This window comes from Gilliamella sp. LMG 34362 (genome assembly GCF_984569125.1).
The window spans coordinates 1,841,386-1,866,118 of the sequence record NZ_OZ474902.1 but is presented as its reverse complement, the minus strand read 5'-3'; the positions used below and the strand labels follow the sequence as shown (position 1 = coordinate 1,866,118).

Here is a 24,733-nt window from a genome sequence, read left to right as displayed (position 1 = left end):
AAAATATTAAAGGATGAAAAGGAATAACTAATATGAAAAAAATGCTTACAAGTGGTTTATTAATTTTATTTTTTGCATGTTCGGTTAATGCAGCTAAATATGATAATGTACCATATGATGAAGTGCTAAAAATTGCCACCGAGCAAAATGATCCAGTTGCACTAAATGAGTTAGGCTATAGATACCTCAATGGGGTAGATGGTGTTGAAAAAGACTATGTTAAAGCGAGAGAATGGTTTGATAAAGCTATTGCACTAGGCAATGGAAGAGCCGAATCCAATGTAGGTACTATGTATGATAAGGGTAATGGCGTTGAACAAGACTATGCTAAAGCGAAAGAGTGGTATGAAAAAGGTGTGGCAAAAAATGATATGTATGCACAATTAAATTTAGGTGGCATGTATAAAGAAGGACGAGGAGTTGAAAAAGATCTATTAAAAGCAAAAGAACTACTTGAAAAATCAGCAGAACAAGGTTTGTCTTATGCTCAATCTTTTTTAGGTGATATGTATTTTTTTGGTCAAGGTATTAAAAAAGATGCAATTAAAGCTCGATACTGGTATGAAAAAGCAGCTGAACAAGGTATACCTGAAGCTCAGTTTAATTTAGCTGTCATGTATGAAAATGGTATGGCTGGCTTAAAAAAAGATCACAATAAAGCGATGGATTTATTTGAAAAAGCTTGTGAAGGCGGTGTGGAGCATCCAATTTGTCAATAATTTTTGGTTAATTAGAATTTAGTTTTAGTGAGAATTAACTAAACTACAGTTAAATTCAAATGAAAAAGGCGGACCAAGTCCGCCTTTTTCATTTTTTAGAGTTATAAAATCAATCTTCATCAACTAATTGCTTAATATAAACCTGCTTAAGCTAATCGATGTCTTCTTTTTATCGATTTAAAATACCAATATAACGCAGTATAAGCAATACCCGTTGATAAAAGGTCTGCAGTTGGTGATGCTGCCCAAACGCCATCTAAATCGAAGAATAATGGTAGAATATAAAGTGTTGGTAGTAAAATTAGAAGTTGTCTTGAAAGGCTTAACAAAATAGAAATCTTTGCCATCCCGATACATTGGAAAAAACTAGTTGTTACCATCTGAAAACCGACTAATGCAAATGAAAACGTAGTATAACGTAATGCAATAGCCGATATCGCCACTAAATCGACATCAGAACTAAACGCTTTAACCAACACGTCAGGAATAAAGCAACCAAATATAAAGCCAACACTGGTGATAACTGTGGCAATTTTAACTGCATAGATAAACGTTTCTTTCACCCGAACATAATTTTTAGAGCCGTAATTATAACCAATAATCGGTTGCATACCTTGATTTACGCCGATGACAATCATGATAATCAGTGTAATTAATCGGTTAGCGTTAGAGTAACCAGCAATCGCATCATCACTTGAAACATGTGAAATCGGGGCATAACGGGTTAACTGCCAGTTTATAAAAACAACTACCACTGAGGCGGCAACTTGCATAGCAAATGGTGACATGCCAATCGACAAAATCGACTTAATGTAAGTAAAATCGAGCCTAAAGTTACGACGATATAGCTTTATATTACTGTTTTTGCTAATAAAGTGCTGCATCACAAATAAAAAGCTTATGAACATTGCGAGAGTGGTAGCAAAAGCTGCTCCTCTCATTCCCCAACCTAAAGCAATAATAAAAATTGGTGCAAGAATAATATTCGCAATCACACTAATAAACATAGTCACCATGGCTTTAAACGGATAGCCACTGGCGCGCATCATATTGTTGTAATTAAATGTTAATGTGATAAATATACTGCCCGGTAAAAACACCTCTAAAAACTCACGAGCATAAATATGGTTGGTTGGGCTTGAACCAATAAAGTGTAAAACAGGATCGATAAAATAGAGTAGTAAGGCTAAAGTGATGCCACTAAGTACGGCAGTTAACATAAAAGAAGTTCCTGCTACTTTTTCTGCTTTATCGATTTCACCTCTGCCTAAAAAGATAGATATTCGGCTGGCAGAACCAATACCTACCAGCATGCCAATGCCCGCAGCAAGATTCATTACCGGTAAAATAATACCTGCACCACTCAGTGCTTCACGACCAATCCAATGGCCAATAAAAATTCCATCAATAATGTTATACAGCGTATTCACTGTTGTGCCGATAATAGATGGAAGGGCATATTGCCAAAACAATAAGCTGATTTTTTTATGTTTAAAATCATCATAAATATCGTGTGAGTTTGTCATTTTGATTCACATTGATAAAAGGTTAAAAGTTATAAAGAAGTTTTAGAACAAGGATACGTAAAAGTATAAAATTGACTACAACAATATTGCTTAGTTTAGCAGAGTTATAAATTGATGATAGCACTTTTTTAGTGCTTTGTTAAAATATACCCCATTAAATTGTCGATCCAAATAGGAATCTCCATGAGCGTACAAATTGAGAATATAGTTTTACATAAATTAATTAGAAAAAGTGATACTGAAATTGAACTACAACTTCGTGATTCACTCCTCGGTAATGAACAAGCTGTTGCAAACTTGATTGAAGATATTAATAGAATTTACAATAATAAAAGTAAAGCATATGGTTTATTTAGTAGTGAAAGTCTTTTTGAGCAATCACTTAAAGAGTTACGTTTAGGTAATCAAGATTTTCTTAATTTTAGTCAAGAATCGACCAAACAGCTGCGTAATGAATTAGCAAAATATCCATTTGCAGAAGGTGGTACAGTTGTTTTTTGCCACTATCGATACCTTGCAGTTGAATATCTAATTATTGCTGTATTAAATAGTTGCTTAAGTATGTTAGTGAATGAGGAGCTTAATATCTCTGAAACCCAATATTTAGATATCGATCATGCTGATATTATTGCCCGTATTGATATTACTGAATGGGAAACCGCACCAGAGTCAAAACGTTATTTAACTTTTTTAAAAGGCCGAGTCGGGCGAAAAGTATCTGATTTTTTCATGGACTACTTAGGTGCCAGTGAAGGATTAGACGCAAAAGCGCAAAATAAAACCCTTGTTAAAGCGGTAGATGATTACTGTCAAGAGATGCAATTTGACAAACAAGATAAAACTAGTGCTCGTGAAAATGTCTATAACTATTGTCAAGCTCAATTACAAGCAGGGGAAGAGATCGAGCTGAAAAATCTTGCTAACGAATTACCAACAAGTGACGAAAATAACTTTATGGAATTTGTAAAAAATAGCGAATATGATTTAGAAGATACATTCCCAGTTGATCGTAGTGCCTTACGTCAATTGAAAAAATTCTCCGGTAGTGGTGGTGGATTAACCATAAGTTTTAACTCTGACCTATTAGGTGAACGTATAAAATGGGACCCGCAAACTGATTCACTCGTTATTAAGGGTGTTCCACCTAATTTACGTGATCAACTTCAACGCAATAGTGGCTCAAACGAATAATTAGAGGGAAAAATATGAAATACATTGGTGCACATGTGAGTGCAGCTGGTGGTGTGGATAATGCGCCAATAAATGCCTATCAAATTGGCGCTACAGCTTTCGCTCTATTTACTAAAAATCAGCGGCAATGGCATGCAAAACCGCTTGAAACTGCAGTGATTGATAGTTTCAAAAAACGTTGTGAACGATATGGATTCACCAGTAAACAAATTCTACCACATGATAGTTATCTAATTAATTTAGGTAGCCCAGATAGTGAACAATTGGCAAAATCTCGTACTGCTTTTTTAGATGAGATGCAACGTTGTGAACAATTAGGTTTAACGTTACTCAATTTTCATCCAGGTAGTCATTTACAAAAAATTTCAGTTGATGAATGTTTATCCCGCATTTCGGAGTCAATCAATATTACCTTAGATAAAACTAAAGATGTCGTTGCGGTTATCGAAAACACTGCTGGACAAGGTTCTAACTTAGGCTATAAATTTGAACATCTTGCGCAAATTATCGATAAAGTAGAAGACAAAAGCCGTGTTGGCGTTTGTATTGATACTTGTCACGCTTTTGCTGCCGGTTATGATTTGCGCAGCGAAAAAGCCTGCAAAGAAACTTTTGATGAATTTGAAAAAATTGTTGGTTTTAAATATTTACGTGGTATGCATTTAAATGACGCCAAAAGTGAACTCGCCAGCCATGTTGACCGTCATGACAGCTTAGGTAAAGGTACCATTGGTGAAATCGCATTTAAATTTATTATGCAAGACTCGCGAATTGATGAAATACCACTTATTCTTGAAACGATTAACCCAGATATTTGGGCACAAGAAATAGCATGGTTAAAAGAACAAGAAAACAGATAACTAACTAGTTTATATATTACAACCTAGTTTTAGCTTAATACAGTCATGTTGGTTTGAACTAATATTATTAAATATGCTGATAGACTTTTTGACTAGCGATAACTAAATTGATATCGGTATTAATAGTACATTAAATAATCTTCAAACAAAAAGAATGTTTTGCTAAAACTAGGTGCTTTGAACAAACATTTGTAATGAAAACCATAGAAGTTAAACCAATAAAAATAGTTTTCCATTTATCTATATAATAAATTACTCACTATTATCAAGCTAGCAATAAATTTAGCGAAATTAATTGTGATACTTATCTGATTACAGCTGTAGCTTTATTTTTACTTTCTAATTATTAAAACTCATTCGATAATCAAATCTACCTTCAATTTTTAGCTTACAAATCATATTTGGTCATGAAAATATGATGGATTTTCTACGTTACTAATAATGAATTATTTTAAATTATATATTGGTCAACTAATTCTAAATAAGATAAAATAAATCAAAATGATAAATTTCTTGCTAGTTTATGTTGAACACTAATTAGCATAAATTAAAGATAATATTGTTTGATGCGATATCACTATCATATAGGTAATTTTTTACCAACTAAAAAGATTGATTTTATCTTTTGATAAAGATATGGCTAATCAGGTAATTGGTGGTTAATTGTTCTCATTATTAAGTAATTAGAAAAGCGAATTTGATAATCATTATTTTTGTAAGATGACAAAATTTTGCCAGAGGTCATCAGGCAAGGGGAAAGGCTGAAAAATAGATTAACAAAACAACAAAGATTTTTGAGTAAACATAACTAGCTTATTGATGATGAAGGAATGAATTATATTGATAATATTTATAATGATTTAAATGGCAAAATTGAATCGGAACAATTAGCGAATAAATATAATGCACAATACTGTTGCAAAGGTATGCCAAAGTTTTGATGTTTTATGTGAGAAAAAGGAATATGAAAAAAATAGAACAATTATCACCAGAACAATTAATTAAGACTATTTTTGAACCATTAAGCGTACAGGATCAAAGCCTACCATCCCGTATTAGCCAATATATTTTACAAGCTTATGAACTAGAGGTGTTGGACGATTTTGATAAATTATGCCAAACTTCTAAAACAGCTTATAAAATCTATGAATATATGCGCAGGCCTTGCGAGCTTTATAGCGTTGCTACTTTTAGCAAAACTCATGAAGCAGAACAAGCTCGTCTTGAGTTTTATCGCCGTTGGACTGGAACTTTTTCGCCAGAACAAATAATTCGCTTTGCTCGTGTCTTTGCGACCTTATGTGACCATTTACCTTTCGTTAAAGTGTCTAGTGAGAAATTACCAACATGGTTCATCTATCTGTTATATGATGGACTTATTACCACGTTACCAACTTATTGTGAAAACGAAGAAAAAATTGATCAACGTGAAAGTTGGACAATTCAGCAATTACATCAATTACTTGAAATTGAACAAATAGGTTTAGGCGAAAACTTACTGTTTGCAATCTTTGATCGGCAAAATATTAGCGTTCTATCTCATAGCCACTTCAAATACTTTTTTATGATAAATGGTTTATTGCCCTATATTCAGAAGCATATAACATTATTTAAGCAACTACCGACTCAAGGGTTAGCGATCTTAGGGCAAATAGATCAGTTAAAATATATTCAAAAGCATATGGAACTTCAATTGCCTTTGGCTGATTTTATTACCATGCAGGCATTAAATACTAATAAGCAGATCAATCAATTAGCTACTGAAATTCTGTTTAGCTTACCAAGTGATATTATTCAAATTCAGTTACAATCTTTTTTAACATCTGGTTCAGTTAAGCAACGTAGTAATGCGGCTGTCTTACTAACTAGAATTGTTGCTGATCCTATAATTTTAAAACAAGCATTGGCAGACGAAACCAATAAAACGGTAATTACTGCGATTGAAAGTGCTTTAACACGATTGGAAAGTGCCAATACGGTTAAACGACAATCTGATTTAGTTATTCCTAGTTTTGAACCTCTTATTGACACGCCATTGTCAATAAGTGCTCGTGATTTGTTACAGCAAAATTTTCAAGAATTTTTGATCGAGTGTGAAAAGGATGCACAAAAAGAGATTGAAAATAATCAAAAAAATGGTTTGCCGTGGGTTCATTTGCAAGAACGTTATCAATTATTGAAAAAAACTACCAGCAAAGATTTAGATAATATCTTTGAATATTTGAATGGTAAAATAGAACATTCAATATTAGTAAAAAAAATCAAAAAAATATCGATTTTCGATTTTTGTTGAGAAAAAAAAGATTACAAAATTTACCTGAGTTTACTTTATTTCACTTACTTCGTGCGACTATATTAGTTGAAGGTCCTACTAATATGAATAGTGAATATTGTTTTCTAAATATATATAGAAAATATGATGTAATAAGAAATTTTGATCTTCGACAAATCGCCGATATCTTTGAAAAGTTAAACTACTATAAAGGTATTCAATCCATTAAACATATTCAACATATTATCGCAATACCATTTTTAACCAGTGATATTTTTCATGATGTTTATGAAACTGAACCATACAAATTATGGGCTTTTTTTGCTGAGAATGAATTTTTATTGGACGAAGTATTAGGATTTGCTCGCCAACAAAAATACTGGTTCGACTCTTATGTTGATAGAATCAATGCGATAAAAATATTAACCCTTTTTCCAATTATTCCAGTTAAATATGTAACTTACCTATTTGAATTAGCTTTAGATGAACCTAAACAAATTCGTCACGCTGCACAGGATGTGCTAAGCGCAATCCCAAATATACATAATCAAGTTGAACAAGCTTTATCATCGGCTAAACAAGAAGTTCGTCTTGCTGCTGCTGAATGGTTAGCAGAACTAGGCAATAAAAATTCCATTGAAGCCTTAATTGTAGCTTTGAAAAAAGAGAAGCGTGAAATAGTGCAAGCAGCAATATTAATCGCATTGGAAAAAATGGATGAAGACATTAGTCGATATTTAACCGCGAAACAATTATTGACTGCAGCTCAAAAAGGTTTGAAAGGCAAAAAGTCAGCTGATTTTGATTGGTTTGATTTTAACTTAATACCCACTTTGACTTGGCAAAATGGTGATAAAGTTGATCCTCAAATTATTGAGTGGTGGATCTGTTTAGCATTTAAATTAAAAGATCCTAGTCATTCGCTATTCATCACTTATACTCAATTATTAAGTAAACAAAGCCAACAACAATTAGGCGAATTTATTTTACAAAGCTTTATCCAACAAGATACCTTAATGCCAACGATCGAGGAAGCAGAAGCGCAAGCGAGTTCATTAGCTGATAAACGTCTACAACAATATATGAGAGCTTATCAACGTTATCCAAAGCATTATCCTCATTATAATAATATTACTTATGAACAAGTTTTTGACGAAATTAAAAATGAAATACTGGCCAATTATCTAGGTTCAGCCATTAAAGCCAAAGGGATACTATCTTTAACAAGCGGTATTAAAGGGCAGGTTGCTGTATCATTAATAACCCGTTTTATGAGAGAGCATTCTCAACGGCGAGCTCAGATCGAAGCGATACTAGAACCTATGGCGTACAGTAACGATCCTTTTATCATTCAACTGTTATTATCATTAGCACGTCGATATCGTACAGCTTCAATTCAAGACAAGGCCAGAAATTTAGTAGAACATATTGCTAAGCGTAGTGGTTGGAGTACTGATGAACTGGCTGATCGTACCATATCGACCGCAGGTTTAGATGATAATGGCTTGTTAATTCTTGATTATGGTGAGCGTATTTTTATTGCTAGTTTGGATGATAAATTTAAATGGCAATTAAAAAATGCTGAGGGAGAAAAGCTTAAAGCATTACCTGAAGCACGTAACAGCGAAAATCCTGAACTTGTCAAAGAGGCAAAAAAACTGTTCAACAACAGTAAAAAAGAGTTTAGCCAATTACTGACTATGCAAAGTAGCCGTTTTTACGAAGCCATGTGTGCCCAGCGGCAATGGAGAATAGAAGATTGGCAAAAATATTTACAGCATCATCCAGTTGTAGGTCGATTAATTCAAGGTTTAGTTTGGTTACAATTAGATAAAAGTGGCCATATCGTTAATAGTTTTAGACCAACGGAAAATAGTCGTTTAGTGACTAATCAAAACGATGAAATCTTCGTTGATCAAAATCACATTATTACACTAGCCCATTCAGCATTAATGTCCAGTACGGATATTGCACAATGGCAAGTGTATTTTAAACATCACAAACTCAATCAGTTATTTGATCAGTTTAACCATCCATTACCTGACATTAGTAAAATTGACGACGGTATTATTAATGATCGACTAGGTTGGTTAACAGATAGTTTCACTATACGAGGTATTTTAACTAAATTAGGTTATAGACATGGTGATATCAAAGATGGAGGCAGTTTTTATGGTTATTATAAATATTTTGCCAATTATAAACTTTATATCAATATTGACTTTAGTGGTAGTATGCTACCAGAGGAAAATATTCCTGTCGTGCTGTATAACCTTTATTTCAGCAAAACACCAGGTTTTATAGAAAGTGCAATTGCACTAGATAATCTACCCAAAGTGTTATTAGCCGAAGGTTACGCTAATTATATGGCGGTAGCTGACGCATCGAATGGTTTTGATCCTAATTGGCAGGATAAATTAATATGGTAAAAAATAACCGAGACCTGATGGAAAAGGTCATTCTTGATTGTTTTACTGGTTTACATGATTTAGAACCATCAATGCCTGAACGGATTTGTCATTATATATTATATGGCAAAGATCCCATGGTTCTTGATGATCTATATAAATTAACAAAATCTAATACTTCTAATGAATATGATAAACAGGTTTATAGTTTACTAGGTTGTCCTAGTTTTGTTCTTCTTGCTTATTTTGATGACAGTAATAAACCACAGCAAAGCGTTCGAGACAAAATTACAATACTAATGTGACACTCTTGGTTTAAATACTCTAAGCCACACTTTAAACAAACTAACGCAAAACCCACCAATCAAAATTAAGCATATTCTACAAACTGCTTATCTTTGTCATTTCATGAATGAAGACCACTATCAATTGCCAATTGTAATAATAGAAAATGAGGAATAAACTAAAATAAACTAACGCCAACTAATAAAATAATTACAACCCCAAAAAATAGTTTAGCTAATCATTTTGTTATTGAGTTTTTAATTAATAACATAGAAGGTAACTTTCTAAAATCATTCACAAATAATATTATGATGGTATAGACTCCTTAATATTTTTTACAAGCTTATGGATTAATTTTGGAGTTAATAATTACATTAAACATTACTATTAGCTTTATTAAATAACGAAAAAGAGACGCATAAATATTAACCATATTTTACGAGCGGATTGTCTTTGCTATTTGATCAATGAAATCCACTATCAATCGCCAATTGTAATAACAGAAAATGAGGAATAAACAAAAATCAACTAACGCCAACTAATAAAATAATTCTAACTAAACAAAATAGTTTAGCAAATAATTTTGTTATTGAGTTTTTAATTAATAACATAGAAGGTAACTATCTAAAATCATTCACAAATACCATTATGATGGTATAGACTTCTCAATATTTTTTACAAGATTTTTGGCTAATTTTTAAGTTAAAAATCATCTTGATTATCTGAATATTTTTATAAATAACTTTATGATGAAATAGACTCCTTAATATTTTTTGCCACTTATGGATTAATTTTAGAGTTAATAATTACATTAAATATTATTATTAGCTTTATTAAATAGCGAAAAAAGATGCATAAATATTTACCATATTCTACCAACAGATTATCTTTGTCATTTCACGAATGAAACCCACTATCAATTACCAATTGTAATAACAGAAAATGAGGAATAGACAAAAATCAACCAATGCTAACTAATAAAATAATTACAACTAAACAAAATAGTTTAGCTAATCATTTTCTTATTGATTTTTTAATTAATAATATAGAGGTAATTATTTAAAATTATTCATAAATACCATTATGATGGTATAGACTCCTCAATATTTTTTACAAGTTATCTAATTCAATCGTTATATTGAAAAATTACCTTAATATAAGGTTTTTTATTTCATTGCAAAAGATAATAACCGTTTAAAACAATCCTATTAAGCAGTCTTATTATTCAATTCACAAATAAGAGAAATTATTTCAGGCAATATATCTAAGATTAAGGCTAATTGCTGCATAACAAGCAGATCATTATTGCTTTGGTCATCATTGGTTGATAGTGATTCAATATAATCAGCAACCACTTTTTTCAATGGTTGATATTCAGAATCGATTTTTTGGTCACTTAGCATAGTAATTATATAAACCGATATATCATCAAAAATTTCCAAAGTATGCGGTGAAATACTTTTATCGCGATGCGCTCCCAAAGTGGATAGATAACTGATTAAAGTGTGATTAAGGGTCAATAATCTAAAACCTTGGTCAATCACATCTTGTTTAACATGTGGCTCTTTAGTCATTAAGCTGATTAAGGAGGATAAATCTGCATTACTATCATGAGCCGCGCGTCGTGCAACACGGTATTTGGGATCATTAGTTTTACCGGAGACATATTGACTACCTATTACTGCTAAATAGTGGCTATCTTCGTGACAAACTCGATCAAGTAATTTAGGTAAATTTCTAAACTTCCAATCAGGCCAGATAAAACTTACAGCAAACCAAGCAATAAAACAGCCAATTAAGGTAGCTATAATGCGTGAAATAGCAACAGAGATACTGCTTTCACCGATTAAACTAAAACTGAAAAATACTAATAAGGTAATAAAGGCAGTGGCATAAGCATATTGTGAGTTTTTGAATAGGAAAAATAACCATCCAGTTATAATGATCAATACTAATTGCGCTTCAATACTAGGAAACAAGTAAGTTAAAGGAATACCGGCAATTATTCCTAAAATAGTACCAAAAACACGCAATTTTAAGCGATATTTCGTAGTTGAATAGTTTGGTTGGCAAACAAATAAGCTGGTTAAAATAATCCAATAACCATGTGAAAGGTTAGAAAAATAAATCACCATATATCCAACAAATAACACAATACTCATACGAATGGCATGTCGAAAGAGTGACGATTTGATGGTTAAGTTTTGCTTAATTTTGGCAAAAATATCATGAAAACGGGTGAGTTCTTCATCAATTAATTGGTTATCATCTTGGATTTTCGATAAATGTTGTTCTGTATCGATATGGGCTAATAATAAATCGATCGCTAGCAGATTTTGATATAAATTTTGTAATGATTTGATGAGTAATAAATTAGCCTTATTTTGTTGTTGATATTCATTTATTGCTTCTTCAAGATAGGCAAAGTAGCGAGCAAATAATGGATCATGTTGGTAAGTTTGATTTAACTTAATTGACAGAGCCAATTTAGCACAGGCTTTAGCTTGTAAATTTAAGATTCTCGCAAAGCGAAATAAAAGATCACTATGTTTAAAATGGTGGCTTAACGCTTTATAATCGCCATGTGATGAACTGGCTCGTTCATGAATATCTTGAGCGACAAAATAGTAACTAAGCATCTTTCTAATATAGCCTTGTCCACGAAAACCTTTTAGTCGATTAAATAATGAACGTTTAGCGTCATTGAATACATTAATAACCTGAGTATTACAGGTCGTTAGCTCAAGAGTTTGTCGCTTAAACCCATCTGTTTCATCAGGATCGAACATTGCTGCTTTTGCATCAAGATAAAAACTTAATTTTATAAAACAATTGGCTAAAGTTTGTTGTGTAGTGCGGATAGGTTGCACAATTGATTCAATTAGTGAAACAAGGTTATACCAAAGTGCACCTAACAATAAAAAACAAGGAAGAGTGTAATTATCAGCAAATAAATTATGTCCGAGCATGGTATAAGCTGCAATTAATAAGGAGCCAAAGGCAATAACACCATAACGTTGCCCCAATGAACCGAGCATAATAAATAGAAACGTTGAGCTAACTAAGCCAATAATAAACAATAGTGGATCATGGAATAGAAATTCGACCGAAAATGTCGCAATTGCAAAACAAATTAGTGTTAATAATATATTAATACAACGGCTTAATAAGCGTGTATCAATCTCTGTCAATCCTGCTGCAACTACTCCCAATGTGAGTGGGATCACTAAAGGTACTGAATCAAAGTACCATGGTACTAATGTAGATCCAGTCAAACTAACCAGCATACGAATACTAAACAGTAAATTACTGCTATAAAAAACTTTGCGTAAGGACAGGATAAATGAATGCACGTTGTTTAGTGTTTGAATTGAGTTGTCATAATAATAGTAAGGATACTATATTGTTATCTTTAGCGAAAGCAAATAAGTATGATGATAATAATTATTTAAATTAGTGGTTTACTGTTTTAGCTATCTATCTTATTTAAAATAGAATTAACTTTATATTATCTATTAAGTTAACTGGTTGTAACTATAATCATGGCATAAGCAAATCAGATAGGCTGATAATTTTTTTTTATTATAAATTAATTTAAGAAAACGTTATATTATGCCTTCAAAAATCATTATGGGATGAAAACATGAAAAACTTATTTAAAGTGGTATCGGCGTTAGCATTGTTAAGTTGCGCTTGTCTAAGTGATGCTAAATTACCAGAATCAATCAAAATTGGTTCGGATACATCTTATGCTCCATTTGATTTTATAGATAAAAATGGTGAAATTACTGGTTTTAATATTGAAATTACTAAAGCACTTTGTGAAAAAGCTAATATTAAGTGTGAATTTCAATCGACTGATTTCGATGCATTAATTCCTTCTTTATTGTCACGTAAAATAGATATGATTTCATCATCATTAATGATGACTGAAAAACGCAAAAAACAAATTGCTTTTTCAGATGAAATTTTTCTTACCAATTCTCGATTAATTACTAAACAAGGTGCTAATTTATTACCAAATGTTGAGTCATTAAAAGGCAAAAGAGTAGGCGTTGAACAAGGTACTTCCCAGGAACACTTTGTTAATGACAAATGGCGTCCAAATGGCGTTATCATTGTGCCATATCAAAATCAATTACAGGTATTCTCAGATTTAGTAGCAGGTCGTTTAGATGCCGCATTACAAGATGAGGTCACGGGAAGTTATGCATTTTTAAAACAACCACAAGGAAAAGATTTCGCTTTTGCTGGAGAAATTTTAAGCGATAAAGGTTATTTTGATGTTGGTGTCGGTTTAGGATTCCGTAAAAAAGATGATGAACTGCGTGAAGCTTTCAATAAAGCACTAGTTGAAATTTTAAATGACGGTACTTATCAAAAAATAAATGACAAATATTTTGACTTTAACGTTTATAGTAATAAAAAATAGTTCATGCAAGGTTATCGTTCTCTAATATTACAAGGTGCCTTGATCACTATTGAATTAGCGATTTTTTCGCTAATTCTTGCTATTATTATTGGCGTTATTTGTGCACTTGGTAAATTATCAAAAAGGTCAGTATTACGACTAGCTTGTCAGGCATATACATCATTGATTCGCGGTGTGCCGGATTTGGTTTTAATGATGTTGATCTTTTTTGGCCTTCAATTTTTATTAAATAACATTACCGATTTTTTTGATGTAGATATGTTGGAAATTGATCCATTTGTGGCAGGTATTATTACGTTAGGTTTTATTTATGGTGCCTATTTTACTGAGACGTTTCGTGGTGCATTTCAAGCTGTTCCAAAAACATTAATTGACGCAGCAACTGCATTAGGTATGAATAAATGCCACACCTTTATATATGTCAGGTTCCCATTAATGATGCGTTTTGCTTTACCTGGCATTGCTAATAATTGGTTAGTGATTTTAAAAGCAACAGCATTAGTATCATTATTGGGATTGTTTGACCTTGTTAAAGCCACTAAAACAGCTGGTGAAGCAACATATCAACCGCTATTTTTTGCACTTATAGCTGGCGCTTTTTATCTATTTTTCACCTCTATTTCAAATATTATTCTATGGTGGCTTGAAAAGCATTATTCCACCGGTATCACTAAAGCTAAATTATAAACGAGCAATGTTATGTTAGAAATCCTTCAAGATTATTGGAAAGCTTTGTTATGGTCAGATGGCTATCATATTACTGGATTAGCAATGACCTTGTGGATCTTGATTTTATCCGTATCTTTAGGAGGATTATTTGCATTAGTGTTAGCGGTAGGCCGTAATTCAGAATATTTTTTTATAAAATGGCCTATTTGGCTATTTACTTATGTTTTTCGTGGAACGCCATTATATGTACAGTTATTAATTATCTACACGGGTATATATACATTAAGTTTTGTTAATCAACATCAATCTTTAAATGACTTTTTCCAAAGTGGATTAAATTGTACTATTTTAGCCTTTACTTTAAATACTTGTGCTTATACTACAGAGATATTTGCTGGTGCTATTCGCAACGTTCCTAATGGTGAAATTGAAGCTGCTACGGCACTTGGTTTTAATCGTTGCCAATTATATCGATACATTATTTTACCCAGAGCCTTCCGAATTGCATTACCAGCTTATAGTAATGAAGTCATTTTTATGTTGCATTCGACAGCTTTAGCTTTTACTGTGACAGTTCAAGATTTGATGAAAATCGCACGTGATATCTATGCCGAAACTTATCAACCTTTCCATGCTTTTGGTATTGCGGCGGTGATCTATTTATGTGTAAGTTTTGTTTTGATTTTTGGTTTTAGACAACTTGAAAAACATTACTTGCTTTATATGAATATTAGTGGGTCAAAGACTTGTTAAAATAGTAACAGGCAATATTCAATATTGCCTGAAGATATATGAATAAAATTAATTAATTAAATTATCAGCAGGAATTCCATTATCATTGCTATCATGATCTTTTGAACCTGGTAATGCGCGAGTACGATCAATAGGTAAATAACTACCATTTGTTGTTTCGATTTGACATTCACTCCAAAAGATTGAATATTTCGTATTTGCATGCATACTTTCGCCACGGAAATAACAACGGGCTGCATTATATAAATCGCCCCGGCAAAGTATAGCAATTAATAACCAAACGCCAACAACGCTCCATGCAACCCATTTCAAATTATGCCATAAGAAAGACCAAAAACCTTTTTTACTGAAATGGCAATAAGCAAAAATTAATAGTATAACGCCAACAAATCCCAAAAATTCATACAACCAAAATAGCCACATATGGTTAACTCCTAAGCAACAGTACTTAGTATTCTATACTATCTTTAAATTTACATCCACGAACCATTGCGAATAATACCAACAGCAATTCCTTCAATAGCAAAACTTTGTTGTTCTAAGTCGACATCAATGGGAGCAAACTCCGCATTTTCAGCTAATAATTTAACGTGACGACCTTTTTGCGATAATCTTTTAACAGTTACTTCATCATCGATTCGCGCAACAACAACTTGACCATTTTTAACATTTTGCGTTTTGTGAACTGCTAATAAATCACCATCTAATATACCAATATCTTTCATCGACATACCCTCAACTCTTAATAAAAAATCGGCTTGAGGTTTAAATAAACTTGGCGATACTTGATAATGACTTTCGATATGTTCTTGCGCTAAAATTGGCGATCCGGCAGCGACCTTACCAATTAGCGGTAAACCTTCAAGTTCATTGGGATCATCAGGTTGTTCTAATAATAAACGAATTCCACGTGATGAACCGGCAATCATTTCAATAGCTCCTTTTTTAGCTAAAGCTTTAAGATGTTCTTCAGCTGCGTTAGCTGAACGAAATCCTAATTTTTGGGCAATTTCTGCTCGCGTTGGTGGCATTCCGGTAGTTTGAATGTTTTCTTTAATCAAATCATAAATTTGTTGTTGTCGTTCGGTTAATGGTCTCATGGCAAATTCCTGTTTTTATATACAGATACATGTGATTATATACAGCTAAAAAAACAAAACAACTGTTTTATCTATTTTTTTTTAGAATAATGGATAAAAATGGTAACTAAAGTGAGATTTTCGATCTAAATCACATAATAGTATGGAAAATTTTCATAAAACTATTTAAAAAAACAATTTTATGCTACAAACAATCTATCTATCTATCTATCTATCTAGCTAACTAGCTAACTAACTAACTAACTAACTAACTAACAAAGTAATGCTTAGCGTAAATTTAATGGCTAATTTAGCAATTTATTGCCATGTATTCTGTTTAATAGTTGTATGATATAATTATTATTAAAATGATTATTTATTGGAAGTAGTGTATGTCTTATATTGTTGCACTTAGTGGTGGCATTGCCAGTGGTAAAAGTACCATTGCCAATCTATTTGCGCAATTAGGTACACCAATTATTGACGCTGATGTAATTGCTCGTAAAGTTGTTGCTACAGGATCCTTTGCTCTAACACAGATTGTAAAGCATTTTAGTCAAGAGATCTTGTTAGAAAATGGAGAGTTAGATCGAAGTCAATTAAGAGAAATTATTTTCAACAATGATCATGAACGGTTATGGTTGAACAATTTATTGCATCCGATTATTGCACAAGAAACCCAAAAGCAGATTGTAAAACAAACAGCTCCTTATATTATTTGGGTCGTACCATTATTAATTGAAAATAATCTACATCAATTAGCTGATCGGGTGTTAATAATTGATACTCCAGAGGCGTTACAACTTGAGCGCTTAATCGATCGCGATAAAATAAGTGAGTCATTAGCCAAGAGAATGATTGATTCACAAGTTTCATTAAGTGATCGTTTAGCATTTGCGGATGATATTATTGTTAATGACGGTAATTTGGTGTCATTAAAAATGCAAATAAATGATTTACATGAAAAATATTTGCATAACTCTAAAATTAAGAATAGCTATGAATAACATTGTTTTTGAACATCCATTAAATGAAAAAATGCGTACTTGGTTACGGCTTGAATTTTTACTTAATCAATTAAACACGCATCATCGTTTCGAGCAAAATAATGCTTTATTGTTTTTTCATGCTTTATCTGAATTACTCGAAATTATTGAACGAAATGATGTTAAAGGGGATTTGATTAAAGAGATTGAATCGCAAAAGCAAAAATTACTTTCTTGGATTGATATTGATGGTGTTGATAAAGAATTGCTTGGTGACATGATTAACCAATATGAACTGTTTTTAACTAAATTTAATTCAAGTTTACGTTTAGGACAGCCGCTAAAAGATGATCGATTTATCATGGCGATTCGTCAGCGTTTGATGATTCCCGGTGGATGTTGTAGTTTTGATTTACCATCTTTCCATTTGTGGTTAAATCAACCGCAAGAAAAACGTAATATGCAAGTTGATAACTGGTTGCAGCATATTACAATACTAGATGAAACGTTAAAAGCATGTTTACAGTTTATTAGGCAACTAGGTGAATTTAAAACTTTTATCTGTACCAATAATTTTTTTCAAGAAACTAATGGTGATGTAAATTTGATTCGAATTCGTGTTGCTTTCGAGAAAAATGTTTACCCACAAGTTTCTGGTCATATGTCCCGTTATAGTATTCGTTTTTTACCCCTTTATGCTGGCGATAATAGTAATATTGATGCAATTGAATTTGAACTTGCTTGTTGTTAGCCCAATTAATTTAAGAGTGTTTAGATGAATAAAAATACTGTTACTATCGTAAAGTGTCCAACCTGTCAAAAAAAAGTTGAATGGTCTGAAAAGAGTTTATATCGACCATTTTGTAGTAAACGCTGTCAATTAATTGATTTAGGTGATTGGGCTGCCGAAGAGCATCGCATTGCGGATAAGGAACTGAGTGAACAAGATCTTTGGAGTGAAGATGATCTTGCCGATTTAGCGAGTAAACATTAATGAAGATTTTAGGTATTGAAACATCGTGCGATGAAACAGGCATTGCTATTTATGATGATAAGCATGGACTTATTGCCAATCAGCTCTATTCGCAAATTAAATTACATGCTGATTATGGTGGGGTTGTACCAGAACTGGCCTCTCGAGATCATATTCGTAAAACTGTACCATTGATACAAGCTGCACTACAAGAAGCTAATTTGCGTGCAAGTGATATAGACGGTGTGGCGTATACTGCTGGCCCTGGTTTGATTGGTGCTTTAATGGTTGGCGCATCTATTGGACGTTCACTGGCTTATGCATGGGACGTACCCGCTATTGCTGTGCATCATATGGAAGGTCACTTGTTAGCTCCTATGCTAGAAGATAATCCTCCCGAGTTTCCATTTGTCGCTTTGTTAGTGTCAGGCGGACATACTCAGTTAATTAAAGTAACTGGTATTGGCCAATATCAATTACTGGGTGAATCAATTGATGATGCTGCAGGGGAAGCATTTGATAAAACAGCCAAATTGTTAGGCCTTGATTATCCCGGTGGAGCCAAATTATCGAAATTAGCTGAACTTGGTGATGCAACACGGTTCCGTTTTCCTCGACCGATGACGGATAGACCTGGCTTAGATTTTAGCTTTTCAGGGCTTAAAACCGCTGCTGCAAATACCATTCATCAACAGAGTTGTGGTCAGGATCTTGATGATCAAACCAGAGCAGATATAGCTAAGGCTTTTGAAGATGCTTTAGTTGATACTTTATTAATAAAGTCACGTCGAGCATTAGATCAAACAGGCTTTAATCGATTGGTTATTGCTGGTGGAGTGAGTGCTAATAAAACTTTACGTCGCCAACTCGCCGAGCTTATGGCTCAACGTAAAGGACAAGTTTATTATCCTCGTTTAGAATTTTGTACTGATAATGGTGCGATGATAGCTTATGCTGGAATGATTCATCTTAAAGCATCCCAATTTGTTGATCTAGCTATTGAGGTTAAACCTAGATGGCCACTAAGTGAATTAAACGCGAAAGAATAATATCAAATTAAAAATTAATATTATAGAATTTTATTGTGGGGTAAATTCCCCACAGGTTTTCTTAATATAATACTTATTGATTATCTTCAGTTGATTTATCTAAAGCTAGTTTTTCGATATTTCGGTTAATACTGAATAAAACACAAATTAATTCATATCCGATACGGGTGAATATAGAACCACCAATGATGGTTACAAAACCACTTAGTATGCCTAGTAGTGCAGAACCAAAACTATAACGCATTAGTAGAAAACTTGAGAAGATGAGAACTAGGCCTGAAAATACAATAAAAACTAAGCTAATCCAATAAATTACAGTAATAATTTTAGGAGTGAACATTTTATCAAAAAAGAAAAAGTCTTTAAAAGAAAGTCCACTGGTATCTACTATTTTTTTCATTTTATTTCCTTAATTAAGTTTTATTTATTTTATTGCTTTGACTTTGGTCAAAAAACCGATACATTTAATATCAAATAAATCAATAAAGCAACGTTATTTTTAAAAAGGTTTTTTAAATTTTAATATGAAAACATTCATTCCCGGTAAAGATGCAGCACTTGAAGATTCCATTAACTATTTTCAGCAACAATTAGATAAATATGATTTGACTGTTAAAGAGGCCTCTTGGCTTAATCCAGTACCTAACGTTTGGTCGGTACATATTCAAAATACAAAATGTCCACTATGCTTTGCTAATGGTAAAGGAGCGAGTAAAAAAGCTGCGTTAGCTTCTGCTTTAGGGGAATATTTTGAGAGACTTTCAACTAACTACTTTTTTTCTGATTTTTATTTAGGAGATACAGTCGCTAATAGTGAATTTGTACACTATCCGTCGGAAAAATGGTTTGCAATTCCTGATGATAATAGTTTACCTAAAGGTTTATTGTCACAAAAGTTACTTAATTTTTATGATCCTGACCAGGAATTAACAGCAACGGATCTCGTTGATTTACAGTCTAGCAATGGTGAGAGAGGGATTTGTGCATTGCCATTTGTTCAACAATCTGATGGCAAAACCATTTATGTACCAGTGAATTTAATTGCTAACTTATATGCATCAAATGGCATGTCAGCGGGAAATACACCAAATGAGGCACGAGTTCAAGCTTTATCTGAAATATTTGAACGTTATACCAAAAATAAAATTATTGCAGAAGCTATTAGCTTACCACTTATACCCGAAACAGTAATTAATCGTTATCCTACTGTATTAGCGGCTATCGAAACACTTGAAAAGGAAGGTTTTCCGATATACTGTTTTGATGCTTCTTTAGCTGGCGAATTTCCGGTGATTTGTGTTGTGCTATTTAACCCTCAAAACGGTACATGCTATGCCTCATTCGGTGCTCATCCTAATTTTGGTGTAGCACTTGAACGAACAGTGACTGAATTATTACAAGGTCGAAGTCTTAACGATCTTGATGTTTTTTCACCGCCAAGTTTTGACAATGACGACGTAGCTGATCTAAGTAATTTAGAAACGCATTTTATTGATTCTAGTGGCTTAATTTCATGGGATCTTTTTAATCAAAAATCGGATTATGAGTTTGTAGATTGGGATTTTTCTGGTACAACCGAGCAGGAATTTACTAACTTAATGGCGATATTTGATCGTCACCAAATTGAAGTATTAATAATGGATTATCAGCATCTTGGGGTTTATGCTTGTCGAATTTTAGCTGTTGGTATGTCAGAAATTTATCCGCCAGAGGATCTGTTAATTGCTAATAATAATATGGTGATCCATCTTCGTGATTTGATTTTATCGCTTCCTTATCAAAAACGTACTAACAAGCAATTACTCGACATTATTGAACTGTTTGATGATGAAGGTTTAGATGATTTTGCTCGAGTTCGCGAATTACTAGGTATTGCAACAGGTAGAGATAATGCATGGTTAACATTGAGAATTGGTGAATTAAAAGCTATGCTGGCGTTAGCTGCACAGGATTTACCGCAAGCTAAATTATGGATAGATTGGACGATTGAAATGAATGAGTCTATCTTTAGTTCTGAACGCAATCATGCCTATCGTTGTTTGCAAACTTTAGTTAATTTTATTATAGAGCGAGGTGCAAACCAATTTGATAATTATCAATCTGCTTTTAGTAAAATGTATGGCAGTTCATGTGTAACTGAAATGTGGTTGTATGCAACAGCAAAAAAACAATTTTTTGGGCTAACGGATTTAGATCACTCTGATGCAGATAGCGATAGTTTACTGAATCAATTTACCATGCATAAAAAGCTTTTAGAGGTATATCACAAATTACATCAAATTATGTAGTAATAATTATTATTAATCATCAGTAAAAGCTAACCGTTAATAGTTATTACTGATGATTGCAATAGTTTTTATAAAAAAAATTTTAATTAATACTTATCAAACGGGGTTAAATAGCATATTATATAATCGATCTTTGATTAGATTTGTTAGATGAGTAAGATGTCAAAATTTAGATTTACATATCCAAAAGATCTTTGAGGCATTGTTGTATGATATTAAAGCAGTAAGTTTACTTCCCTTATTGCTTTCTTTTTCTCTCTCAATTCGTAGTAACCAATAGCACAATTACGTTCAAAATCGCTAAGTTAACTTATTTTCAATATTTGTTTTTTTTAAATTATATAATTTATTAAGGATAAATGATGACAATATTTACCGTTGGTTTTGCTTGTTTAGATTTATTGTGTTTCACTTCATCTAGTTTGGAACAAAACGGTTCAATTACCTCGGATAATTTTGTCCATTGTGGTGGTGGGTCCGTTGCTAATACGGCATATCTATTAGCGCTATGGGGAGAAGATATTTATCATATTGGTCATCTCAACAATGATCATCATGGCAATCAAATTGAGACAGAACTAGCTAATGTTGGCGTTAATACTCGGCAATTTATTTTTTCGGAGAAAATGATCACGCCATTAGAAGCCATCACCATTGATGAGCAAAGTAATACCTACAGTATTATATCGCATCGTTTGATACAACCGCCTAAATTGACAATAACAGAAAAAGATAAATTAGTTCACTTTATTCGGACAGTCAGTGAAAATAAACACGAGATAGTTATGTTAGCTGATGGCTATGAGGCAGAATTGAGTGAGTACCTAATTGAGCATTTACCCAAAGTCAAAGTGATTATGAGTGTCGATAATCTATCAGCTAATAGTCTGTACTTAGCTCAACAAGCTGATTATTTAATTGTAACAGAACAATTTGCTAGTGCTTTTGTCAAATTAAAAGCTTTCTATAATAGCGAGCAGATCAAAAATGCATTGAGAAAATTACGCAATTTAACTAACGGTAAAATTATTATTCGTATGCATAATAAAGATTGTGTATATCTGGATCATCAACAAGTTGTGATAATCTCTGGCTTTAATAAACAAACTGCTGATAACATTACTGAAAATGATATTTTTCAAGGGGCTTTTACTTATGGTATCAGCTATGGTTGGCCGTTAGCGAAAACGATATTGTTTGCCAATCTAGCAATAGCTGCAGCCAATAAACAGAAAAGAGGGCGTAGTGCAATGCCTAACTTGGTTGACATCAATCTAGCAGGTAAAGATCTTATTAAAGATTTTAAATACTTTTTTTGAGTTATCACTAAGATCATTGATCGCTCAAATTGTTCTATTTAAGCGATTGCTAGACCTCTTAAACGGCTTTTCCTAACCTATTATGAGGGATATTAAGTTTTTCTTTTTCTCTTATTTGAGGAAAATCTAAATTTTTTATGCTCATTTTATTAAGTTTATTTCTTTTGAGCAGAGCGTGTTTACACAAGGCCACTTTATCAATCACTGTTATCATTCTGGTATATTTTCTAAAACTTTTTTCTCTTATAGGCAACTTTTGCCAAAATATTTGTCAAAAATAGCTAATATAAAACGGTCGGCTTATGGTAGCCTTTTATCGTTTAGTTTTAACCGTCTGAAGGTTATTTTCAATATAAACGACAATTTTGTTGAACTTCCTTGTTTAACATGTTTACCTAACCCAGTTATTAATTCTTTGCCTTGTTCTTAACTCTGACGTTCCAGTCAGTTAGAATCCATTTCAGGGTAATTTTATATTGTGATTAATCTTGTCTGGCGAATTCACCGGCTTGCTGGATCAATTCTTCGCTGGGGGTGACGCCAGTATATAAAATGAATTGTTCAACAGCTTGTAATACGGCGACATCAGCTCCAGAAATAATAGTTTTATTTAAGTTTTTAGCATACTTTATAAGTGGTGTTTCAACAGGTAAGGCGACAACATCGAACACAATATCAGCATGATTAATTATTGTTTCACTAAATGCCAGTTGGTTCGCTTCGCTACCGCCTTGCATACCAATTGGCGTCACATTGATAATCAATTTTGCTTGTTCCGGTGTAATAGTAGATTCATCTTTTTGCCATTGGTAATTATAACGCTCAGCTAAAGCTTCCCCTTTTTGCTGATTTCTGGCACAGACAATGCCATGTTTAAAACCGGCATCGTAAAACGCTCCAATTACAGCATTGGCCATACCACCACTACCTTTTAAAACAAATGGTGTGTTATTACAGATATGATTAGCCTTAATTAGTTTTTCCACAGCAATATAATCAGTGTTGTAGGCCTTCAAATAGTGATCGGTATTAACAATAGTATTAACCGCTTGAATTGATTGTACCGAAACATCTAATTCATCAATAAATTCAATGCACGCTTGTTTATAAGGCATTGAGATAGCACAACCACGAATTGATAATGCTTTAATTCCATTAATAGCATCTTTTAAATTATTGGTTGTAAAAGCTTTATATAGATAATTTAAATCTAATTTTTCATATAAAAAATTGTGAAAACGAGTACCAAAATTACTTGGTCTTGCTGAAAGTGACATACAAACAATAGTATCTTTATTGATAATTCTTGCCATTAACCAAAATCCTTGTGATCATAATAACTAATTCTGTATTCTATCATCTTTTTAACTAGCATATATTTGATTATGGTTGCAAACAATACTGGTCCGAAAATAACTCAAGAAAAAGTTACCGTAGAAGTGATGATACACCTATATTGTCACCAAAAACACCATACTCCTAAAAAACAACTATGTGCTGAATGTAGTGATCTCTTACAATACGCCATGCAACGCTTAACAATGTGCCGATTTGGTGAAAAGAAAACCACCTGCGAAAAATGTCCAAAACATTGTTATCGCAAAGATTATAAACAGAAAATTAAAGAAGTAATGCGTTATGCAGGGCCAAGAATGATGCTCCATCATCCAATCATGGCGGTTAAACATTTGTATAAAAATTTAAAAACCATTTTGAAGGTATTTTAACAAAAGCATTTTTTCACAATTAAAAAGTTGAGGAGAGGGGTTTTTGGCTTATTTTTATCACTTATTTTTTTGATTTCATCAATGTTGCATTCGTTTTTTCTATCAATACAATAATTTTCACTTATTTTAGATGTTTTTTGCAATTTACTCGCAGTTAAATGCTAAAAATGCGAATGATTATCTTTTAAAATACTGTC

Annotated in this window: 22 protein-coding genes; 16 read left to right on the top strand and 6 right to left on the bottom strand. The window is 32.7% G+C overall.

From position 1 onward, the window contains the following. Positions 1-32: 32 nt before the first annotated feature. On the top strand, positions 33-719 hold the full coding sequence (locus AC5LWZ_RS08600; RefSeq protein WP_110447595.1) for a tetratricopeptide repeat protein: 687 nt from the start codon (positions 33-35) through the stop codon (positions 717-719). 146 nt (positions 720-865) lie between these two features. Here AC5LWZ_RS08600 and AC5LWZ_RS08595 read toward each other — a convergent pair whose 3' ends face one another. Continuing rightward, complete coding sequence (locus tag AC5LWZ_RS08595; RefSeq protein WP_493463489.1) at positions 866-2,245, bottom strand: MATE family efflux transporter; 1,380 nt, start codon at positions 2,243-2,245, stop codon at positions 866-868. A gap of 183 nt (positions 2,246-2,428) precedes the next feature. On the opposite strand from AC5LWZ_RS08595, the gene yejK reads away from it, so the two are divergent. The 5 genes from yejK to AC5LWZ_RS08570 all read left to right on the top strand — a co-directional run bounded on the left by yejK (position 2,429) and on the right by AC5LWZ_RS08570 (position 9,281). Next, the gene (yejK, locus tag AC5LWZ_RS08590; RefSeq protein ID WP_198200267.1) at positions 2,429-3,436 is read left to right on the top strand and encodes a nucleoid-associated protein YejK; all 1,008 of its coding nucleotides are present in this window, start codon (positions 2,429-2,431) and stop codon (positions 3,434-3,436) included. Positions 3,437-3,450: 14 nt separating this feature from the next. After that, positions 3,451-4,296, top strand: a complete 846-nt coding sequence (nfo, locus tag AC5LWZ_RS08585) for a deoxyribonuclease IV (RefSeq protein WP_198247800.1) — start codon at positions 3,451-3,453, stop codon at positions 4,294-4,296. Between the two features lie 964 nt (positions 4,297-5,260). After that, the gene (locus AC5LWZ_RS08580; RefSeq protein WP_493463488.1) at positions 5,261-6,589 is read left to right on the top strand and encodes a hypothetical protein; all 1,329 of its coding nucleotides are present in this window, start codon (positions 5,261-5,263) and stop codon (positions 6,587-6,589) included. A gap of 83 nt (positions 6,590-6,672) precedes the next feature. Further along, complete coding sequence (locus tag AC5LWZ_RS08575) at positions 6,673-8,997, top strand: DUF4132 domain-containing protein (RefSeq protein WP_493463487.1); 2,325 nt, start codon at positions 6,673-6,675, stop codon at positions 8,995-8,997. Beyond that, positions 8,991-9,281, top strand: coding sequence for a hypothetical protein (locus tag AC5LWZ_RS08570; protein ID WP_493463486.1), 291 nt, complete (start codon positions 8,991-8,993; stop codon positions 9,279-9,281). Before AC5LWZ_RS08575 ends, AC5LWZ_RS08570 begins: the two co-directional genes overlap by 7 nt. 1,188 nt (positions 9,282-10,469) lie before the next feature. On the opposite strand, the gene yccS is transcribed toward AC5LWZ_RS08570, so the two are convergent. Continuing rightward, positions 10,470-12,548 carry a YccS family putative transporter gene (yccS, locus tag AC5LWZ_RS08565; protein WP_493463485.1) on the bottom strand — a complete coding sequence of 693 codons (2,079 nt, stop codon included), beginning with the start codon at positions 12,546-12,548 and terminating at the stop codon, positions 10,470-10,472. Between the two features lie 356 nt (positions 12,549-12,904). Between yccS and AC5LWZ_RS08560 the strand changes: the two genes are divergently transcribed. Genes AC5LWZ_RS08560 through hisM form a run of 3 tightly spaced genes read left to right on the top strand, consistent with a single transcriptional unit; the run spans position 12,905 to position 15,115 of the window. Further along, a complete protein-coding gene (locus AC5LWZ_RS08560; RefSeq protein WP_110447603.1) occupies positions 12,905-13,693 on the top strand; it encodes a lysine/arginine/ornithine ABC transporter substrate-binding protein in 789 nt (262 codons plus the stop codon). Between the two features lie 3 nt (positions 13,694-13,696). Beyond that, on the top strand, positions 13,697-14,380 hold the full coding sequence (locus AC5LWZ_RS08555; RefSeq protein WP_110447604.1) for an ABC transporter permease: 684 nt from the start codon (positions 13,697-13,699) through the stop codon (positions 14,378-14,380). Positions 14,381-14,392: 12 nt separating this feature from the next. Next, on the top strand, positions 14,393-15,115 hold the full coding sequence (gene hisM / locus AC5LWZ_RS08550) for a histidine ABC transporter permease HisM (RefSeq protein ID WP_110447605.1): 723 nt from the start codon (positions 14,393-14,395) through the stop codon (positions 15,113-15,115). Positions 15,116-15,163: 48 nt separating this feature from the next. On the opposite strand, the gene AC5LWZ_RS08545 is transcribed toward hisM, so the two are convergent. After that, positions 15,164-15,538 (bottom strand): hypothetical protein, encoded by a 375-nt coding sequence (locus tag AC5LWZ_RS08545; protein ID WP_110447606.1) that lies wholly within the window; start codon positions 15,536-15,538, stop codon positions 15,164-15,166. Between the two features lie 50 nt (positions 15,539-15,588). Beyond that, positions 15,589-16,215, bottom strand: coding sequence for a transcriptional repressor LexA (gene lexA, locus AC5LWZ_RS08540; RefSeq protein WP_086358542.1), 627 nt, complete (start codon positions 16,213-16,215; stop codon positions 15,589-15,591). A gap of 371 nt (positions 16,216-16,586) precedes the next feature. Here lexA and coaE point away from each other — a divergent pair, with 371 nt between their 5' ends. The 4 genes from coaE to tsaD are packed head-to-tail and all read left to right on the top strand — an operon-like array spanning position 16,587 to position 19,202. After that, positions 16,587-17,201, top strand: coding sequence for a dephospho-CoA kinase (coaE, locus tag AC5LWZ_RS08535; protein ID WP_493463484.1), 615 nt, complete (start codon positions 16,587-16,589; stop codon positions 17,199-17,201). Continuing rightward, the gene (gene zapD, locus AC5LWZ_RS08530; RefSeq protein WP_198200251.1) at positions 17,194-17,931 is read left to right on the top strand and encodes a cell division protein ZapD; all 738 of its coding nucleotides are present in this window, start codon (positions 17,194-17,196) and stop codon (positions 17,929-17,931) included. The genes coaE and zapD overlap by 8 nt, the downstream gene beginning before the upstream one ends. Before the next feature lie 24 nt (positions 17,932-17,955). Continuing rightward, positions 17,956-18,174 (top strand): DNA gyrase inhibitor YacG, encoded by a 219-nt coding sequence (yacG, locus tag AC5LWZ_RS08525; protein ID WP_493463483.1) that lies wholly within the window; start codon positions 17,956-17,958, stop codon positions 18,172-18,174. Then, positions 18,174-19,202 carry a tRNA (adenosine(37)-N6)-threonylcarbamoyltransferase complex transferase subunit TsaD gene (gene tsaD, locus AC5LWZ_RS08520; protein ID WP_110447611.1) on the top strand — a complete coding sequence of 343 codons (1,029 nt, stop codon included), beginning with the start codon at positions 18,174-18,176 and terminating at the stop codon, positions 19,200-19,202. The genes yacG and tsaD overlap by 1 nt, the downstream gene beginning before the upstream one ends. Before the next feature lie 73 nt (positions 19,203-19,275). On the opposite strand, the gene AC5LWZ_RS08515 is transcribed toward tsaD, so the two are convergent. After that, positions 19,276-19,602, bottom strand: a complete 327-nt coding sequence (locus tag AC5LWZ_RS08515; RefSeq protein WP_110447612.1) for a DUF4282 domain-containing protein — start codon at positions 19,600-19,602, stop codon at positions 19,276-19,278. A gap of 124 nt (positions 19,603-19,726) precedes the next feature. Here AC5LWZ_RS08515 and ycaO point away from each other — a divergent pair, with 124 nt between their 5' ends. Both ycaO and AC5LWZ_RS08505 read left to right on the top strand, forming a co-directional pair. Continuing rightward, a complete protein-coding gene (ycaO, locus tag AC5LWZ_RS08510; RefSeq protein WP_493463482.1) occupies positions 19,727-21,490 on the top strand; it encodes a 30S ribosomal protein S12 methylthiotransferase accessory factor YcaO in 1,764 nt (587 codons plus the stop codon). Positions 21,491-21,849: 359 nt separating this feature from the next. Then, entirely contained in the window at positions 21,850-22,809 is a 960-nt protein-coding gene (locus AC5LWZ_RS08505; RefSeq protein ID WP_493463481.1) for a carbohydrate kinase family protein, read from the top strand. A 482-nt stretch (positions 22,810-23,291) separates the two neighbouring features. On the opposite strand, the gene AC5LWZ_RS08500 is transcribed toward AC5LWZ_RS08505, so the two are convergent. Next, the gene (locus AC5LWZ_RS08500) at positions 23,292-24,122 is read right to left on the bottom strand and encodes a shikimate 5-dehydrogenase (RefSeq protein WP_493463480.1); all 831 of its coding nucleotides are present in this window, start codon (positions 24,120-24,122) and stop codon (positions 23,292-23,294) included. Between the two features lie 72 nt (positions 24,123-24,194). Here AC5LWZ_RS08500 and AC5LWZ_RS08495 point away from each other — a divergent pair, with 72 nt between their 5' ends. Continuing rightward, positions 24,195-24,536 carry a nitrous oxide-stimulated promoter family protein gene (locus AC5LWZ_RS08495; RefSeq protein WP_086363911.1) on the top strand — a complete coding sequence of 114 codons (342 nt, stop codon included), beginning with the start codon at positions 24,195-24,197 and terminating at the stop codon, positions 24,534-24,536. Positions 24,537-24,733 lie beyond the last annotated feature (197 nt).

Coding starts and splice junctions, on each gene's coding strand:
- AC5LWZ_RS08600 (WP_110447595.1), top strand. CDS start 33: ATGAAAAAAATGCTTACAAGTGGTTTATTAATTTTATTTTTTGCATGT.
- AC5LWZ_RS08595 (WP_493463489.1), bottom strand. CDS start 2,245: ATGACAAACTCACACGATATTTATGATGATTTTAAACATAAAAAAATC.
- yejK (WP_198200267.1), top strand. CDS start 2,429: ATGAGCGTACAAATTGAGAATATAGTTTTACATAAATTAATTAGAAAA.
- nfo (WP_198247800.1), top strand. CDS start 3,451: ATGAAATACATTGGTGCACATGTGAGTGCAGCTGGTGGTGTGGATAAT.
- AC5LWZ_RS08580 (WP_493463488.1), top strand. CDS start 5,261: ATGAAAAAAATAGAACAATTATCACCAGAACAATTAATTAAGACTATT.
- AC5LWZ_RS08575 (WP_493463487.1), top strand. CDS start 6,673: ATGAATAGTGAATATTGTTTTCTAAATATATATAGAAAATATGATGTA.
- AC5LWZ_RS08570 (WP_493463486.1), top strand. CDS start 8,991: ATGGTAAAAAATAACCGAGACCTGATGGAAAAGGTCATTCTTGATTGT.
- yccS (WP_493463485.1), bottom strand. CDS start 12,548: ATGCTGGTTAGTTTGACTGGATCTACATTAGTACCATGGTACTTTGAT.
- AC5LWZ_RS08560 (WP_110447603.1), top strand. CDS start 12,905: ATGAAAAACTTATTTAAAGTGGTATCGGCGTTAGCATTGTTAAGTTGC.
- AC5LWZ_RS08555 (WP_110447604.1), top strand. CDS start 13,697: ATGCAAGGTTATCGTTCTCTAATATTACAAGGTGCCTTGATCACTATT.
- hisM (WP_110447605.1), top strand. CDS start 14,393: ATGTTAGAAATCCTTCAAGATTATTGGAAAGCTTTGTTATGGTCAGAT.
- AC5LWZ_RS08545 (WP_110447606.1), bottom strand. CDS start 15,538: ATGTGGCTATTTTGGTTGTATGAATTTTTGGGATTTGTTGGCGTTATA.
- lexA (WP_086358542.1), bottom strand. CDS start 16,215: ATGAGACCATTAACCGAACGACAACAACAAATTTATGATTTGATTAAA.
- coaE (WP_493463484.1), top strand. CDS start 16,587: ATGTCTTATATTGTTGCACTTAGTGGTGGCATTGCCAGTGGTAAAAGT.
- zapD (WP_198200251.1), top strand. CDS start 17,194: ATGAATAACATTGTTTTTGAACATCCATTAAATGAAAAAATGCGTACT.
- yacG (WP_493463483.1), top strand. CDS start 17,956: ATGAATAAAAATACTGTTACTATCGTAAAGTGTCCAACCTGTCAAAAA.
- tsaD (WP_110447611.1), top strand. CDS start 18,174: ATGAAGATTTTAGGTATTGAAACATCGTGCGATGAAACAGGCATTGCT.
- AC5LWZ_RS08515 (WP_110447612.1), bottom strand. CDS start 19,602: ATGAAAAAAATAGTAGATACCAGTGGACTTTCTTTTAAAGACTTTTTC.
- ycaO (WP_493463482.1), top strand. CDS start 19,727: ATGAAAACATTCATTCCCGGTAAAGATGCAGCACTTGAAGATTCCATT.
- AC5LWZ_RS08505 (WP_493463481.1), top strand. CDS start 21,850: ATGATGACAATATTTACCGTTGGTTTTGCTTGTTTAGATTTATTGTGT.
- AC5LWZ_RS08500 (WP_493463480.1), bottom strand. CDS start 24,122: ATGGCAAGAATTATCAATAAAGATACTATTGTTTGTATGTCACTTTCA.
- AC5LWZ_RS08495 (WP_086363911.1), top strand. CDS start 24,195: ATGGTTGCAAACAATACTGGTCCGAAAATAACTCAAGAAAAAGTTACC.